This is a genomic window from Microbacterium sp. MYb64 (assembly GCF_002979495.1).
GTDB lineage: Bacteria > Actinomycetota > Actinomycetes > Actinomycetales > Microbacteriaceae > Microbacterium > Microbacterium azadirachtae_A.
The window spans coordinates 1-16,193 of record NZ_PCOW01000032.1 but is presented as its reverse complement, the minus strand read 5'-3'; the positions used below and the strand labels follow the sequence as shown (position 1 = coordinate 16,193).

Genomic DNA, 16,193 nt, shown 5'->3' with positions numbered 1-16,193 from the left:
GCTCGACGTGGTGAGCGGGCGCGCCACGGGATTCCCTCTGCTGGCGCGCCCGCTCCTCGCTACTCGCCGGCAGGCAGGTCGGGCTGCAGGATGGAGAAGAATCCGCCCTGCGGGTCGTGCAGAACTGCGGCACGGCCGACCGTGGGGATGTCGAACGGCGCGACGATCACGGTGGCACCCAGGGCCTCGGCCTTCGCAGCCGTATCGTCGGCGCTGTCGACGGCGAAATAGACGTGCCAGTGGTTCGGGGCCTCCGGCATCGGCGGCCGGGTCGCGCCGCCCACATCGACCCCGTCCACGCGAAGGATCGTGTACTCGCCCTCACCCATCTGCGTCGTGACCGCATCGATGCCGAGCACGCTCTTGTAGAACGGCAGCGCGGAATCGAGGCCCGTCGTGATCAGCTCGTTCCAGACCGGGGCTCCGTGTTCATTGACCAGGCGGGAACCGATGTGCCCGGTCGCCTGCCAGAGTCCCACATCGGGACCGGACGGATCGGCGATCCACGCCATCCGCCCGGCTCCGGGGACGTCGAAGGCGGGGAGGACGACCGTACCGCCCGCATCCGCGGTCGCCGCGACGACGTCGTCGATGCGATCGCTGGCGATGTACGTGTTCCAGCGTGCGGGGGCGTCGGGGGCCGTGTTCTCCGGGTTGTGGCCGCCGATCGCGGCGACGGGGAGATCGCGAAGGCTCGCCATCCAGTACTCGCCCTCATCGCCCATCGCGTTCTCGAACGCCCACCCGAAGAGGGCGCCGTAGAACGTGCGCGACGCGGTGACATCGGGGGACTGGAGATCGATCCAGTTCGGGGTACCGGGTGTGTAGGAGGTTCTTTCAACCATGGGAATGTCCTTTCTGGACCCTGTGGGGCAGCGACGGATCGCGACGGACTCCGCAGGAAGCGGGTCACGTTCGGAGAGACGCCACGGCTCGGCGATCATGACGCGCCGGTCCGCCCAGAACGTCGCGAACGCCTCTCGCGAGATCGGACATGACATTCGCGTCATAGAAGGGTCATTCCCGCGTCTCTCCATCAGCAGAGTCCTATGGGAGGGCTCCGCACCCTGGGGAACACATCTGGAGCGCTACACCGTGTCACGCCTGCAGGACTTGACGAAGTCCGTTGACGCCTCATCCGACACCGAACTCGTGGACCGCACGCGAGAAGGAGATGCCGCTGCTTACGCGGAGCTCTGGAGCCGGCATTATCGTGCCGGTCTCGCCGTCGCGCGCTCGTTCACCGGGACCTTCGACCCGGACGATCTGGTGTCGGAGGCCTTCACGAAGATCTACAAGACGATCTCCCGTGGTGGCGGCCCGACCGCAGGGTTCCGTCCGTACCTCTTCACCGCGATCCGGAACACCGCGTCCAGCTGGGGGCGGGTATCCCGCGAGATACCGATGGAGTACGCCGAGACCATCCCTGACATCCGGTTCACCGAGGAGAACCAGCTGACCGCGCTCAACGGATCGCTGGCGGCTCAGGCGTTCCGCACGCTGCCCTCGCAGTGGCAGGAAGTGCTGTGGTACACCGAGGTCGAAGGCATGCCGCCTCGTGATGTCGCTCCGCTCATGGGCATGAAGCCGAACGCGGTGGCGGCTCTGGCGTACCGGGCGCGGGAAGGGCTGCGGGCATCCTGGATCCAGGTGCATCTCGCCTCGCTGCCGGCGGAGTCCGACTGTCGCTGGACGATCGAGCACCTCGGCGCGAGCTTCAGGAAGAGGCTGACGAAGCCGAACCAGCGCCGCGTCGACGAGCACCTCGAGACCTGCCCCACGTGCCCGATCGTCGCCGACGAGGCCGACGAGGCCAATCGTCACATCGGCTTCGTGCTGCTTCCGCTCGCCGCCGGCGTCGGGGGCGCTGCCGCCTACACGGCGTGGATGGCGACCGCGGGCGGGGCATCCGCCTTCGCGACCGAGGGAGCGCTGGCCGGCCAGGCGTTCCTCTCCCCGAGCGCCCCGATCGCGTCCACCGGCGTGGCGCTCAAGGTCTCGGCCCTCGTCCTGGCCGGTGCGGTCGCGACCTCGATGGCGGTCACGCTGGTCGGGGCACTTGCGCCGGAGTCCGCGCCTCCGACCGTCGCCATGAGCGGCCCGACGGCGGTTCCGCCGACATCTCGGCCGGGCGTCGTCCCATCGATCCCGGCCGGGCCGCTGGCAGGAGCCCCGACGAATTCAGCGCCGCCGATCGTGGTGCCCCAGACCGACCCCGCCTCGCCGGCCCTGCCCCTCGGACCCGTCAGCCCGCCGCGCGCGGCGGGACCGCTTGCGCCGTCATCGCCGGCCAGCACGCCTGTCGCCCCTGCGCCGCTGCCGGCCTCTGCGCCGCTGCCGACCCTCGCACCGGCGGCAGCGCCGATCGTCCCCCCGCCGGCCGCCGTTCCCGCGGCGCCGGTGATCATCTCGCCGCGCAGAGGCACCGTGAAGTCGGATCTGCTCCTCGTGCACGGAAGCGCGGATGCGAATGTCGCGATCACCGTGCAGCTGGTCGCCGCCGCCGGGCGGGTCGTCGCCCAGGCCGTCGATTCCGCGAACCCCTCCGGGATGTGGACCACGCCGTTGAAGATCACCGGCGTCGCGGATGGCCAGTACACGCTCTCCGTGGTCGCATCCCGGGGGCTCCAGATCAGCCCGCCGGCCTCGGTGCCGCTCACCGTCGGCCGCACGCTGCCCGATGTCGTCGTGACCTCGGTCGACGGCGACGGCCGGCTCTTCCCGCTCCTGACAGGGACGGGCGCCCCCGGAGCGACGGTGCACGCCGCCGTCGGATCCGCGGACACGACCGCGTCGGTGGATCCCCAGGGGAACTGGACGATGACCGTCGTCGACGGGCTCAGTGCCGGTGACAACGCCCTCACCCTGACGCAGGACCTGTCGGGGGAGACGTCATCGCCCCTCTACATCGACGTGCCGCTGTACGCCCCCGCTCTCTCCGCCGCGACCGCCTCGAACGGCGTCGTCGTCACGGGCGACGCGGGCACGGGCATCGAGCTGCGCACCGCAGGAGGCGCGTGGGCGCCGGGCGCGCTCGATGCGACGGGTCGGCTCATCGTGCCGGTGGGCGCCGGTAGCGCGAGCACGGTCGATGTCCGCTATGCCGCGGCCGGACGATACGGGCTCACCAGCACGCTCACCGTGCCCTGAGCGAGGGACGAGCAGCGCGCGGTCTCCCCGGCGGCCGGACGCTCCGTCAGCGGGCCGCCGTGGCGAGACCACGGCGCCGCTCAGGCTGACGCCGATCGGCGGCGCGCACGCGGCCGCCCCACCACAGGTAGAGCCCGATCAGGGCGAGTCCTGTGACGTAGAACACGAGCCACCACGGGAAGGCGACCGTGACGGGCGGGGCCTCGGCCGCCTTGAGGTCCGCGTCCGGCGTGGGGCGGACCCGTTCGCCCGTGACGAGGATGCGGTGGGAGTTGATGCCGAGCGGCGTGCACGTGATGAGGGTGACGAGGTCGCGGTCCTGCTGCGGGTGCAGCGATGCGGTGTCGGACGGCTCGACGACGCGGGTATCGAACACCCGGTAGGTGAGCACGCGGCCGAAGGTGGTGACGGTGAAGGTGTCGCCCGGCTGGATCCGGTCGAGATCGGTGAACATGGTCGCCTCGGCGAGACCCCGGTGGCCGGTGATGACGGACAGCGTCCCCTTGCCTCCGACGGGGAGCGAGGTGCCCTCGAGATGCCCTGCACCGCGCAGCAGGGTGGCGTCGCTTGTGCCGTGATAGACGGGCAGATCGACGCCGATCTTCGGGATCTGGATCCGGGACATGATTCCCGTAGGCGTGCTCAGCAGGCTCGCGTAGCTCGGAACGGTCCCGGTCGCGGTACCTGCTCCGATGGGTTTGCGGGTGTTCGCCTCGAGTTCCACGCCGGACGCGAGCGACTCGTTGTAGCGGTCGGCGGCGGCGAGCTGCTCCGCGGCGCTGGGCTCCGTGTGCTCGACGGAGAGCTGATAGCCCTTCACGACCTGGGACTGGTTGAGCGAGGACACCCAGCTCGCCGCGCTGGAGTACGTCAGAGTCGTGGCGCCGATGACGGCGACGAACGTGGTGACGATCAGCAGGCCGTTCGGCTTCCAGCGCCGTCCTCGGCGCGTCCGGTGGCGTTCCCGTCGCAGCGGCTGCACGTCGTCGAGGTTCACGGTTTCCTATCAATGCGGGAAGGGGCGGGTGGTCGCATGTCTGGGAGCTGCGACCACCCACCCGTGGGAGGCGGGGAGACGGGGAGAGTGGGAAACCGTCCACCCGCATTCGGGCTGGGACGGCCGATCTGGAGCGGCCGTCCCACCAGGCTGGGACGCGGGAGCTCAGCTCTCCGCGTGTGCGCGGCGGCGGATCACCAGGAGGACGCCGCCGGCGGCGACGAGCAGCAGCGCGATGCCCGCGGTCGTGAGGATGATCTGTCCGTCGGCACCGGTCAGCGGCAGGCCGGGGACCAGCTGCTGGTTGTTGGTGACGGTGAACGTCGGCGTGGTCACGGTGGATCCGGACTGCACGTTGACGGCGGTCAGCGCGGCGTTGCCCGCCGGGAGCACGTAGCCGGCCGGGGCCGCGGTCTCCTGGAGGATGTAGCAGCGGTTGGTCACGTCGTTGGCCGCGGTGGTCGTGTCGCCGACCCAGAGACCGGAGATGGCGATGGATCCGCTCGCGTTCGAGGTCACGACCAGCGGGGTGGTCGAGTTCGGCTGGGTGACCTGGGTGAGACCCGTGACGCCGCCTGCGGGGACGGCGCAGGTGCCGGTGGTGGTGGTCGTCTCGAAGACGGTGAACGTGGCCCCGGCGAGCGTGTGCGTCGGGTTGCCGGCGTCGGTCTTGGTGCCGAGCAGGTTGCCCCAGCGGGTGGTGACGGTGTTGGTCGGGGTCGGGCTCGTGGTGCCGTCCAGCTTCAGGTCGTTCAGGTTGACCGTCGCGGTGTTGTCGATCGCGCCGACGGCGTTGACCGTGGCGCGGAAGCCCACCGAGACGGTCTGGCCGGCGACGAGCTTGGAGAGGCCCGATGCGGTGAGGGTCACCGTGAGCGTCTGACCCGACCAGGTGTAGGTGTAGTCACCGGGGGTGGCCAGCGTCGTCGCGCCGATCTTCACGACGGGCACGTAGGTGGTGTTCGGGGTCAGCTTCGCGTCCAGGACGTCGGAGACGATGAGCTTGGTGTAGGCCTGTCCGGTCGGCAGGGACGGGATCAGCTGGGAGACCGAGAAGTCGACCTGCGAGCCGAGGGTGTATCCGTTGGAGCTCTGGTCGCCGACGGTCTTCTGCGGGGAGGTGCCCGTGGCGTTCTTCGGGTACACGTTCACGTTGTACTCCCACAGGCCCGTGTTCGCGGCGCCCGCGGTCGAGTCCGCGGGCGTCGGCACGGTCACGACGAACGGCGAGGACATCGTGATAACGCTCGACGGCGCGCTGATCTCGCGGACGAGGTAGGCGCCGACCGCGAGGCCAGAGGCGGTCGCGATTCCGCCGCCGGCGGTGGTGACGTTGGTGCAGGTGCCGAGCGGGAAGTTGGTGGTGCTGTCGACTCCGGCGGTCGTGCCCGTGAGGGCGGTCGCGGACTGCGCGCCGGCGACGTTCTGCAGGTTCTTCACCTGCGTCCAGCCGAGGTTCGACGTGTCGGTGAGGGAGGTGACGTTGTTGATCGCGCACACCTGGAACGTCACGCCGTCGATCGGCGACGTCGTCGGGTTCGTGCCGGTGCCGGACGGATTCTGGGAGCCGTTGGCCGGGTAGGCGTACTTGTGGATGGTCAGGGATCCGGTCTGGTTGGTGACGGGACCGGGGACCGGGGCGGCGTTGGCGGCCGTGGCCGTCAAAGCCACCCCCAGCAGGCCGAGCGACAGCGCAGTCGCTGCAGCCAGCGTCCGGTGCGTCCGCACCGCCGCGGTGAGAGATTTCGACATTATTGTCTCTTTCTTATTGGTGGATCACGACGCGGCGCGGCGTGACGAGGGACCGGGACTCGGGCAAGTCCCGGACGGATTCAGAGGGCGTTTCGCCGGTGTCGGCGTCGCCAGAACTGCAGTGAGGCCAGGCCCAGGGCGAGGGCGGCGAACAGGACGCCCGCGATCAGATAGGCGTCGGCGCCGATGCCGCCGGTCAGCGGGATCGCGGGCACGGTCTGCTGAACGTTCTTGATCGCGCCGAGGCTCACCGTCAGCGCGGTCGCGCCGACCGTGGCCGTGCGAGGGGTCGTGTCGAGGACGTACCCCGCGGGCGCCCTCGTCTCGGTGAGTGTGTACGCGCCCCACGCGAGGCCGCCGACGATGAGGTAACCGGCGCGCGCGTCGGTGTCGTTCGTGCCCGTGCACGGCGTCGCGGTGCAGTCCTTCACGGTGATCGTCGGTCCGGATGCCCCGGGGCCCCGCAGCGTCCATTCGGATCCGGCGAGGTAGTGCGATGTCGAAGCCGCGTCGACCTTCTGCCACGAGATCGTCCCGGCCGTGGGCTGGTTGATATAGGTGCAGGCGACGGTCGCGCCTCCGGCGATGCCGGTGAGGGGGAACGATGCGGCGCTGGTGAGCGTGTAGGTGGTCGGGCTGCCCGTCGCGGGCGTGACCGTGCAACTCCCCGACTTGAAGGTGTAGCCGGCCTGCTGTGTCTCGGAGACCGCGACCGTCGCGCGTGACGACGCGGATCCGAAGGTGAGGGTCCACGGCGCCGTCGATCCGCCGGCGCCGGTGACGGCCGTCGTCCCCGTCGGAGACGTCGTCACGGTGCCGGTGGTCGCCGTGGTCGCGGCGCCGAGCGTCCAGCCCTGCGCGGCGGTGGGGTTGCTGCCGTTGACGTCGGTGACCTGCTTGCCGAGCGTCACCGTGGCGGTCGAGGGCAGGGCCGTGTTCGTGATCGTGCACACGACCTTCGCCCCGCCCGCGGTGTTGTTCGGCATCGCGAAGCTTCCGCTGGTGCCGCTCCCGGACGCGACGACCACGTTGCCGTTGGCCTGGTCGACGCAGGACCACGTGCTCGTGTAGTTGCTCAGACTGCCGGATGCCGCGGTCTCGGAGATCGTGTAGGTCTGACCGCTCCGCCCGAGCAGCGGTCCGACGATGCTGCTCTGGATCCCCGTCGCGCTGCCGGTCGTCGTCGCGGTGTTCGCGGAGCTGGTGACGTTGCCGATCGTGAGGGTGAACTGATCGCCCGACGCATAGCGACCCTGCGGGAGGTTCTTCTGCAGGACCATCGTGTTCGGGTAGATGCAGCTGGCCATGTCGACCCACGCGATCGGGCCTGCGGAGGACGAGAGCTGGGCACCGGTGGCGGGATCGACCTGCTTGATGGTCGACGACGCTCCGGAGGACAGCGCCGAGCCGATCACGAGGTTGCCGTTGGGGCCGAACGCGACGGAGTTGTACTGGCCCGCGTTCGCCGGGAGTGCGTTCGTGATCGTCGTCGCGGTCAGGGCGGCGTTGCCGGCGGCCGTCGGCAGCGGGCCGTTCACCCGGGAGACCATCCCGGATGCGGTGTCGCTCGCGTTGGAGACGATGTAGAGGTTGCCGGCCGCGTCGAACGCGATGTCGCCGTTCGCGGAGGAGCCCATCCCGCTGATCGAGCCCATGTAGCCGATCGGGGTGTTGGTGAGCGTGTTGAACCCGTAGATGTACCAGATGCCCGTGGGGGTGTCGGGCACCCAGACGTAGTAGTAGATCCCGGTCAGCGGGTCGATCGCGCCGGCGATGACGTTGAGGAGCGATCCGGAGACGTTCGTGCCGTAGGTCGTGGTCTGCCCCGTCGATGCGTCGTATCGGAGGATCGTCCCCGCGGTCCGGTCCAGCGCCCAGATGTAGTTGCCGGCCTGGCCGAGGGCGAGCGCGTTGACGATGTCGCCTGCCGGCACGGTGAACGCGCCGTTCGCGGTGCTGGCGCCCGTGGCGGCGGTCGTCTGGAAGATGCCGCCCGTGGTCGTCACGGAGTAGACGTACGTCGAGCCGCAGCCGAACGCGGGAGCAGCAGCGGCCGCCAGCGCCAGCGGCGCGGAGGGGGAGAGCGGGCTCGCGAGCGGGGCCGTGGTCTTGACCGACGGCGACGGCGACGGCGACGGGCTGGACGTCGGCGCGGGCGTGCTCGGGTCCGCGGTCGGAGTCGGGGCCGGGGTCGGTTGTGCGCTCGGATCCGGCGTGGACGTGGCGGTGGGCTGCGTGGTCGGTTCGGCGGTGACGGCCGACGCCCTCGTGCTGCCGAGGACGGCGAACAAGCCCCCCACGAGCAACAGGACGCCGAGCGCCGCTGCCGCCGTCTGCCGCCGCCGGCGTACGCGGGCGCGCCGGAGCTCGCTCCGCGTCTGCGGTCGACCGTTCGGGTTCTCAGGGTTCACGTGCACTCGCTTCTCGGGTTTCGTCTGCCGATGCACAGAGAGACCTCGACCCCCCGGGATCGTGACGAAGGATCTTCGAGAACTTTTCGCACTGAGTACTTGTAAAAGATTCTTGACATCACCGATCGCGGCTCCGTACGATCACATGTAAAGAATCTTTGACAGGAGGAGACCCTCATGGTCTACGAAGAGCGCAACGTCTGGTCGGGCCTCATCGTCACGGTCATCGCCATGGCGGTGTACGTCGTGGTCGTGCTCCGTCAGGCAGGTCCGGGTCCGCTCACCGACGTCGACTGGGTGCCGATCATGCTGTGGACGATCGGCGCCAGCATCGTGCTGACGATCGTCATCAGCATTCTCTGGGGCATCGTCGCGGGCATGCGCGAGCCGGGGGGAGTCGGCAAGAGCGACATCCGCGATCGCGACATCGCGCGGATGGGCACACGTGTCGAGCAGGCCTTCCTCGCGATCGCGGGCGTCGGGGTGCTCATCCTGTGCGCCGTGCGCGCCGACTGGTTCTGGATCGCCCACACGATGTTCTTCGGCTTCGCGGTCGCCGCGATCGTCGGCAGCATCGCGCGGATCGTCGCGTATCGGCGGGGCCTCTGATGGTCAAGCCGACCAGGGTCACCAACTCGATCCGCGCGCTGCGCGACACCCGTGGCCTCACCCAGGCCGAACTCGCCTCCCGCGTGGGAGTGACGCGGCAGACCCTCATCGCGATCGAGGCGGGCCGGTACTCGCCGACCCTCGAGCTCGCGTTCCAGCTCGCCCGCGTCTTCGACGTCGGCCTCGACGACGTCTTCCAGTACCCGGAGGTATGAGATGAACGACATGGATGCCTGGATCCAGACCCGCTACGGCGGCGTGGACGAGGTCGCGCGGACGCAGATCGACGTCCCGCAGCCCCAGCGAGGAGAGGTGCTGTTGCGCGTGCGGGCGACGGGCCTGAACGCGGCAGACCGGCACATCATGACCGGCGAGCCGCTGCTGCTGCGCAGCGCGTTCGGCTGGTCGCGTCCGAAGCAGCCGGTCCGTGGCATCGACGTCGCGGGCACCGTCGTCGCCCTCGGCCCCGAAGCCTCGGGATTCGCCGTGGGTGATGAGGTGGTGGGGGAGATCCCCGGCGGCGGCGGGCTCGCCGAGTACGCGATCGCGCCGGCGGGCCGCCTCGTGCCCCGTCCGGCCGAGGTCGATCCCGTGACCGCCGCGGCGCTGCCCATCGCCGGCGGCACGGCGTGGCAGGCGCTCCGCCGGGCCGACGTCGCATCGGGCGACCGCGTGCTCGTGCTCGGCGCGTCCGGTGGGGTCGGCACGTTCACGGTGCAGCTCGCCGCGGTGCGCGGCGCCGAGGTGCACGCGTTGTGCTCCGAGCGGAACCGCGCGCTCGTCGCGTCCCTGGGCGCGTCGACCACCTACGACCGTCGGACCGTCCCGCTCGCCGCCCTGCCGGAGAAGGGCTTCGACGTGGTGGTGGACATCGCCGGCGACAGTCCGCTGCGTGCGGTGCGGAGGCTCGTACGCGACGGCGGATCCGCCGTGCTCGTCGCGGGGGAGGGCGGGCGCGTGCTCGGCCCGATTCCGCGGGTCGCCCGCGCGGCCGCACTCTCCGTGTTCTCCCGGCGTCCGCTCCACCCGCTCGCCGCGACCGCCAAGCCGGAGGCGCTCCGCGAACTGCTCGCGCTCGCCGCCGACGGCCGCATCGCCCCCGTCGTCGAGCGCACCTGGCCGCTCGCGGAGGCCGGCGCCGCCCTCGCCCATCTCGCGGCGGGGCGCACGGTCGGCAAGGTCGTCGTGACGGTGGAGTGACCGCGGATCACACCCGCCCGAAGATCTCCGGATCCACCGGGCGCTGCGCCCGCGGGAGCTTCGCGACGACGAGGCGATAGGCCTCGGTCACGAGCTCTTCGACGAGACCCTGCTCGAGGCTTCCGTCGGCGAGCAGCGTGATCCAGTGCTTCTTGTTCATGTGGTAGCCGGGGATGATCGCGGGAAACGTGGCGCGCAGGGCCTCCGCATCCGCCGGCGCCGACTTGAGCGTCACGCCCGTCGCCGTCGACGGCGAGAGCGCCATGAACATCAACCCGCGCACCCGGAAGACGTCGACCTCGGGCCCGAACGGCTGATCGACGGTGACACCGGGGAGCTCCTCGGAACGCGCCCGCACCCAGTCCTGCATGTTGTCGCCTGCCACGCGCCGAGCCTTTCATCAGGAGGGATCCGATCATGGATCCACGCACCTCATCATGCCGTGCGCGGGCGACACCCGGACGCGACCGCGACCGCGAGCCGTCCGGGACCCGCTCTGTACGCGTCGGCGGTTTCGGCGGATCATGGGGCGGGGACCGAGCGAACGGGAGCGGACCATGCCAGAGGACTACGTCGCCACATCGAGCATCGCGATCGAGGCTTCTCCGGATCGCGTCTGGGAGGTGCTGACCGATCCGGAGGCGGTCCGCGAGTTCATGTTCGGGACGACCGTCGTCACGGACTGGACGGTCGGCGGGCCGATCCGCTGGCAGGGGGAGTGGGAGGGGCGCCCTTACGAGGACAAAGGCGTGATCCTCGAGGCGGAGCCGGGGCGGCGGCTCGTCTGCACGCACTTCAGCCCGCTCACGGGGAAGCCCGACGTCCCGGAGAACTACCACACGCTGACCTGGACGATCACGGGGGACGGTCCGGTCGAGTTGACGCTGAGCCAGGACAACAACCCCGACGAAGCCGCGGCGCTGCACTCCACCACGATGTGGGACAGCCTCGTGCGCAGCGTGAAGGAGATCGCCGAGCGGCAGGGCTGAACTCCGGAACGGGAACGCGCCGCGCGACCGATTGCCCTCGGTCCAGAAACCGTGCCATTCTCAGTACCACGTCAGCGCCGATGCTCCGAGCCGTCCTGCGACCCGCCCCACCGGTGACCACGGGTGAAACGACAGGGGGATCGCATGTCGCAGACCGATGCCGGGAATCTCACGCACGCGGAGGACCACGGCGCAGAACACGATGCGGAACAGGCCGGGTACAAGAAGAGCCTGAACCGTCGTCAGGTGCAGATGATCGCGATCGGGGGTGCGATCGGCACGGGCCTCTTCCTCGGGTCCGCCTCCCGGCTGCACAGCAACGGGCCCGCCCTCGTGCTCAGCTACGCCTTCGTGGGCGTGATCGCCTACTTCCTCATGCGGGCGCTCGGCGAGCTCGTGCTCTACCGCACGACCTCGGGCGCCTTCGTGTCCTGGATGCGCGAGTTCTTCGGCGAGAAGGCGGCGTACTACACGGGGTGGATGTACTGGACGAACTGGGCGCTCACCGGCATCGCCGAGCTCAGCGCCGTGGGCTTGTACATCCAGTACTGGTGGCCGCAGATGCCCACCTGGGCCACGGTGCTCATCGCGCTCGCCGTGGTGCTCGTCGTCAACCTGCTGTCCGCGAAGGCGTTCGGAGAGTTCGAGTTCTGGGCCTCGGTGCTCAAGGTCACCGCGATCATCGTGTTCCTCGTCGTGGGGATCATCGTCGTCGCGTTCAGCTTCGACGTCGGCGGGCACCGCGCGGGCGTTCAGAACCTCTGGTCCAATCCCGGCGGGTTCTGGCCCACCGGCGACGGCTTCGCCTGGTACGGGCCGATCATCGTGATGTCGGGCGTCGTCTTCGCCTACGCCGCGATCGAGATGGTCGGCATCGCGGCGGGCGAGATGGAGGATCCGAAGCGCGAGGTCCCGAAGGCCGTGAACGCGGTCATCGTCCGGATCGCCGTCTTCTACTGCGGCGCGCTGCTCCTGCTCGTCTGCATCCTGCCGACCAGCGAGTTCACTCCGGGCATCAGCCCGTTCGTGACCGTGTTCGGGCGGATGGGCATGCCGTGGATGGCCAATGTGATCCAGGCGATCCTCATCGTCGCGGCGATGTCGTCGCTGAACTCTGGGCTGTACACGACCGGCCGCGTGCTGCGCAGCCTCGGCATGGCCAAGCAGGCGCCGGGCTTCACGCTCAAGATGAGCAAGTCCGGCGTGCCGTGGGCGGGCATCGTGATGACCGCCGTGGTCTACGTGTTCGGATCCATCCTCAACGCGGTGAGCCCCGACGCCTTCGAGATCGCCCTGGAGGCGGCCTCGATCGCGGTCGTGTTCACCTGGGGGACGATCTTCGTCTGCCAGCTGCGGCTGCGAAGACTCACCGACAGGGGAGTGCTGCCGCCGAGCACATTCCGGGCCCCGGGGACTCCCTGGACGAGCTATCTGGGCCTCGGCTTCCTCGTCTTCGTGATCGTGGGCATGGCGATCTCGGGATGGCAGGCGTCGCCGTACTTCTGGCACAAGACGGGCTTCGTCGTGGTCGTCATCGGGATCCCCGTGCTGCTGGTGATCTTCGAGCTCGGCTGGCTGATCGTGAAGGGGCGCGTGGCGGCTCAGACCGACGGGCGGATGCTCAGCAAGTGGACCGACACCGGCCTGCGGTATCCGCCGCGGCCCGCGGGCCCGCGCACCGAGTCCATCGCGGCCATCGGCACGGTGCAGTTCGACGTGCACGACCGCGACGAGGACGACGATGACGAGGGGATCCCGGTCGGGCCCATCGAGATCGAGATGCACGAGTGGGACAACCTCGACGAACCCGACAAGAACCCGCCCGGCGATGGTGCGGGCCCACGCGAAGGGGGGCGGTGACATGCGCCGCCTCGCCGCCGCGGCGTTGAGTCTCGTGGCCGCCTCCGTGCTCGTCTCCGGATGCTCCTCCGCGACTCCGCAGAACACCGGCGACAACAGCGCGACCGGATCCGGCACGCTCACGATCGGCATCGCCGATGACCTGCCAGGAGTGAGCCTCAAGACCGACTCCGGGTACGCGGGGTTCGACATCGACACGGCGAACTACGTCGCCGGCAAGCTCGGCGTGCCTACGAAGAACATCACCTGGCAGCGCATCGACCAGGACGAGCGGGTCAGCGCGCTCACCTCGGGCAAGGTCGACCTCGTCGTCTCGACGTTCTCGATCACGCCCGAGCGCGAGAAGGAGATCGCCTTCGCGGGACCGTACTTCGTGGCTCATCAGGATCTGCTCATCCGCCGCAACGACGACACCATCACGGGACCCGAGACGCTCGACGGGAAGAAGGTGTGCGCGGCCGCCGGGACGACGTCGATCGACTACCTCACGTCGCACTACCGGGGGAAGATCACCGTCGTGAAGGTGCCGTCCTGGTCCGAATGCGTCCGCGATCTGGCCGCGGGCACGGTCGATGCGGTGTCGACGGACGACCTCATCCTCGCCGGCTTCGCGACGCAACCCGAGTACAAGGGTGTGCTGCGCGTGATCGGCAAGGGCTTCACCGACGAGAACTACGGCGTCGGCCTGAAGCAGGGGGACAACCGGCTCGACACCGTGCGCACCGCGCTCAAGGAATACATCTCCTCCGGGGCCTGGAAGAAGTCCCTCGACGCGAACATCGCCCCGTCGGGCTACGCGATCCCTTCGCCGCCGACGGTGAAGTAGCGCAGAGACGACGACGCCCCTCCGCCCAGGTCGGACGGAGGGGCGTCGTGGCGATCAGAAGACCGGGGTTCCGGCGCGCGTGAGCTGCCAGTTCACGACGTGGAAGTCCTTCGGGTCGATCGTGCCGGCCGCCGAGGCGTACGCGACGATGGCCTCGCGGATCGCGACCTGGGCGTTGTAGACGACTGGTGCGGTCGCGATGTGCGGGAAGCCGCCGCCGCCGGACTGGCGGTAGTTGTTCACCGCGACGACGAACTTCTGCGCCGGATCGACCGGAGCGCCGTTCCAGGACAGGTTCTGGATCCGGGATCCCTGCGGCTGCGCGATGTCGACGTCGTAAGCCACCCCGGAGAACTGGTCGTAGTTGTAGTCCGGGGTGTTCAGCGCGTTCGTCCAGCTCGCGGGGTCCACGGGAGCGCCGGGGGCCACCTGCTGGAAGTACTTCGCCGAGTACTCCAGGTAGTCCTTGATCTGCGCGCCGGTGAGCACCGAGGCCATGAGCGTGTTGTCGTAGATGTACAGCCCTGCGACGTCGCGGATCGTGACCTCCCCAGCCGGGAAGGTGGCCTGGCGGTTGAAGGGAGCCGCGATCGACACGATCGGGAGCGCCGCCTCCGGAGTGCCGGCGATGGCCTGCGCCACGGTGTCGACCTGCACCTTGTTGACGTAGTCGAGGATCGCGGTGTCCTTCCAGCAGGACTCGGCGGCCGACAGCTCCTCGGTGGAGTTGGCCACCGGCTTGTTGACGTACGCGACCACGGCGTCGTGCTGCGCCTTGATGAGCGAGACGAGCGCCGGATCGTCCTGGACCGTGTTCGTGTTGACGTTCGTGGCCTTCTTCGACACCACGGTCCACTGACCCTTGACCTGCTGCAGCTCGATGTCGAACACGCTGAGCCGCTGGCCCCAGCACATCGGCTCGCTGAGCACGACCTGCTGGCCCGTGGTCGCGTTGGTGACGAAGCGCTGCGGGATGTCCTTGTGCGCGTGCCCGAACAGGATGGCGTCGATGCCGGGGACCTGCTCGGCGAGCAGCGCCGCGGCGTTCTCGTTGGGCAGCGCGTCGCCGTACGACGAGGTTCCGCTGTCGCCGGAGTGCACGCTCACGACCAGCACGTCGACGCCCTGGTCGCGGATCACGGGCACCCAGCGTTTCGCGGTCTCGACGATGTCCAGCACCTCGAGCTTGCCGCTCACGTTGGCCTTGTCCCAGATGACGATGCCTGGATTGGTGAGGCCGAGCACGCCGACCCGGATCGGCTTGGCGCCCTTCGGGTGCAGTGTCTTGATCGTGTACGGCGTGTACGCGGGCACGGTCGTGCCCTTGCGCACGGCGTTCGCGCCCAGCACGGGGGCCTTCATCTGCGAGATCCAGGTGTCGAGGAAGTCGAGGCCGTAGTTGAACTCGTGGTTGCCCAGCGCCACGGCGTCGTAGCCGATCGCGTTCATCTGCGCGGCCATGGGGTGGATCGCGCCGCTCTTGGTGATCGGATCCACCGTCGCGTAGTAGAAGCCGAGCGGCGTGCCCTGGATGGTGTCGCCGGCGTCGAAGAGGAGCGTGCGGTCACGGCCGCGGTCGGCGCGGATCTGGTTCACGACGCTCGAGACGCGTGCCAGGCCGACGACGTTGCCGGCTTTGTCCTTGTACTCCGCGTCGGTGTAGTAGTCCCAGTTCACGGCGTGGGAGTGGATGTCCGAGGATCCCATGATCGTGATGGTCACGGACTTGCCGACGCCGCCCGCGGCCGCGGACGCCGAGTCGGAGCTGGTGGCGACCCAGCCCGCCGCGGCGAGGGCGCTCGCCGCGGAGACGCCGGTGAGGAATCCGCGCCTGCTCAACCCTGAGCGGCGCTCCTGCTCGACATCGTCCGGGACGGCGCACGAGCACCAGCGGGGTTGCGGGGCGTCGGCGTGGCGGTGGAGATGTGTTTCATCTGTCATGAGGAACGATGCAACCACGCCGGGGTGTCGGCGACAACAAAGCGCGCGTGAACATCTTCTGCCCGCTCGTATGAGCGCCTCCGCGTCCCCCGCCCGCGCGCCCGAGCGCGCCCCCGTTCGCGGGAGCCGTCCACCCACTTCCGGGTCGTCCCCGTCAGCGGAGCCCCTGGCGTGCGCTGGCGGGGACGACTCGGAGTGTTGGTGCATCCACTTTCGGGTCGTCCCTGTGAGCGGGGGCTATGGCGTGCGCTGGTGGGGACGACTCAGAATGTCGGGCCGCTTGCTCCGCCGCTCGTCGCTTGCCGCTTGCTCGTGCCGCCCACCTGTCGGGTCGTCCCTGTGGGCGGAGCCTATGGCGTGCGCTGGTGGGGACGACTCGGAGCGTTGGTGCGTCCACTTTCGGGTCGTCCCTGTGAGCGGGGGCTATGGCGTGCGCTGGTGGGGACGACTCGGAACGG

The 16,193-nt window shown here is 69.5% G+C and carries 13 protein-coding genes; 7 read left to right on the top strand and 6 right to left on the bottom strand.

The window, feature by feature from the left end; translation table 11 throughout:
• Positions 1–59: 59 nt before the first annotated feature.
• Positions 60–845: a VOC family protein gene (locus CQ044_RS18645; protein ID WP_105689851.1), complete on the bottom strand. Its 786-nt coding sequence runs from the start codon at positions 843–845 to the stop codon at positions 60–62.
• Positions 846–1,113: 268 nt separating this feature from the next.
• Here CQ044_RS18645 and CQ044_RS18640 point away from each other — a divergent pair, with 268 nt between their 5' ends.
• The gene (locus CQ044_RS18640) at positions 1,114–3,150 is read left to right on the top strand and encodes a sigma-70 family RNA polymerase sigma factor (RefSeq protein WP_181158391.1); all 2,037 of its coding nucleotides are present in this window, start codon (positions 1,114–1,116) and stop codon (positions 3,148–3,150) included.
• A gap of 46 nt (positions 3,151–3,196) precedes the next feature.
• Here the strand turns inward: CQ044_RS18640 and CQ044_RS18635 are convergent, their stop codons facing one another.
• The 3 genes from CQ044_RS18635 to CQ044_RS19695 form a co-directional block, all read right to left on the bottom strand.
• A complete protein-coding gene (locus CQ044_RS18635) occupies positions 3,197–4,147 on the bottom strand; it encodes a class C sortase (protein WP_219845000.1) in 951 nt (316 codons plus the stop codon).
• 165 nt (positions 4,148–4,312) lie between these two features.
• Positions 4,313–5,899, bottom strand: coding sequence for a SpaH/EbpB family LPXTG-anchored major pilin (locus tag CQ044_RS18630; RefSeq protein WP_105689849.1), 1,587 nt, complete (start codon positions 5,897–5,899; stop codon positions 4,313–4,315).
• 80 nt (positions 5,900–5,979) lie between these two features.
• On the bottom strand, positions 5,980–8,310 hold the full coding sequence (locus tag CQ044_RS19695) for a SpaA isopeptide-forming pilin-related protein (protein ID WP_181158390.1): 2,331 nt from the start codon (positions 8,308–8,310) through the stop codon (positions 5,980–5,982).
• Positions 8,311–8,487: 177 nt separating this feature from the next.
• Here CQ044_RS19695 and CQ044_RS18620 point away from each other — a divergent pair, with 177 nt between their 5' ends.
• Genes CQ044_RS18620 through CQ044_RS18610 form a run of 3 tightly spaced genes read left to right on the top strand, consistent with a single transcriptional unit; the run spans position 8,488 to position 10,119 of the window.
• Positions 8,488–8,919 carry a hypothetical protein gene (locus CQ044_RS18620; protein WP_105689848.1) on the top strand — a complete coding sequence of 144 codons (432 nt, stop codon included), beginning with the start codon at positions 8,488–8,490 and terminating at the stop codon, positions 8,917–8,919.
• On the top strand, positions 8,919–9,134 hold the full coding sequence (locus tag CQ044_RS18615; RefSeq protein ID WP_105689847.1) for a helix-turn-helix transcriptional regulator: 216 nt from the start codon (positions 8,919–8,921) through the stop codon (positions 9,132–9,134). The genes CQ044_RS18620 and CQ044_RS18615 overlap by 1 nt, the downstream gene beginning before the upstream one ends.
• Position 9,135: 1 nt before the next feature.
• Positions 9,136–10,119, top strand: coding sequence for an NAD(P)-dependent alcohol dehydrogenase (locus tag CQ044_RS18610; RefSeq protein ID WP_105689846.1), 984 nt, complete (start codon positions 9,136–9,138; stop codon positions 10,117–10,119).
• A gap of 7 nt (positions 10,120–10,126) precedes the next feature.
• Here the strand turns inward: CQ044_RS18610 and CQ044_RS18605 are convergent, their stop codons facing one another.
• The gene (locus CQ044_RS18605) at positions 10,127–10,504 is read right to left on the bottom strand and encodes an MmcQ/YjbR family DNA-binding protein (protein ID WP_052679981.1); all 378 of its coding nucleotides are present in this window, start codon (positions 10,502–10,504) and stop codon (positions 10,127–10,129) included.
• A 172-nt stretch (positions 10,505–10,676) separates the two neighbouring features.
• On the opposite strand from CQ044_RS18605, the gene CQ044_RS18600 reads away from it, so the two are divergent.
• The 3 genes from CQ044_RS18600 to CQ044_RS18590 all read left to right on the top strand — a co-directional run bounded on the left by CQ044_RS18600 (position 10,677) and on the right by CQ044_RS18590 (position 13,794).
• A complete protein-coding gene (locus CQ044_RS18600; RefSeq protein WP_105689845.1) occupies positions 10,677–11,108 on the top strand; it encodes an SRPBCC domain-containing protein in 432 nt (143 codons plus the stop codon).
• A gap of 144 nt (positions 11,109–11,252) precedes the next feature.
• Entirely contained in the window at positions 11,253–12,968 is a 1,716-nt protein-coding gene (locus tag CQ044_RS18595) for an amino acid permease (RefSeq protein WP_105689844.1), read from the top strand.
• A 1-nt stretch (position 12,969) separates the two neighbouring features.
• Positions 12,970–13,794 carry a glutamate ABC transporter substrate-binding protein gene (locus tag CQ044_RS18590; RefSeq protein WP_105689868.1) on the top strand — a complete coding sequence of 275 codons (825 nt, stop codon included), beginning with the start codon at positions 12,970–12,972 and terminating at the stop codon, positions 13,792–13,794.
• 54 nt (positions 13,795–13,848) lie between these two features.
• On the opposite strand, the gene CQ044_RS18585 is transcribed toward CQ044_RS18590, so the two are convergent.
• Positions 13,849–15,735, bottom strand: a complete 1,887-nt coding sequence (locus tag CQ044_RS18585) for a bifunctional UDP-sugar hydrolase/5'-nucleotidase (protein WP_105689843.1) — start codon at positions 15,733–15,735, stop codon at positions 13,849–13,851.
• Between the last annotated feature and the right edge of the window lie 458 nt (positions 15,736–16,193).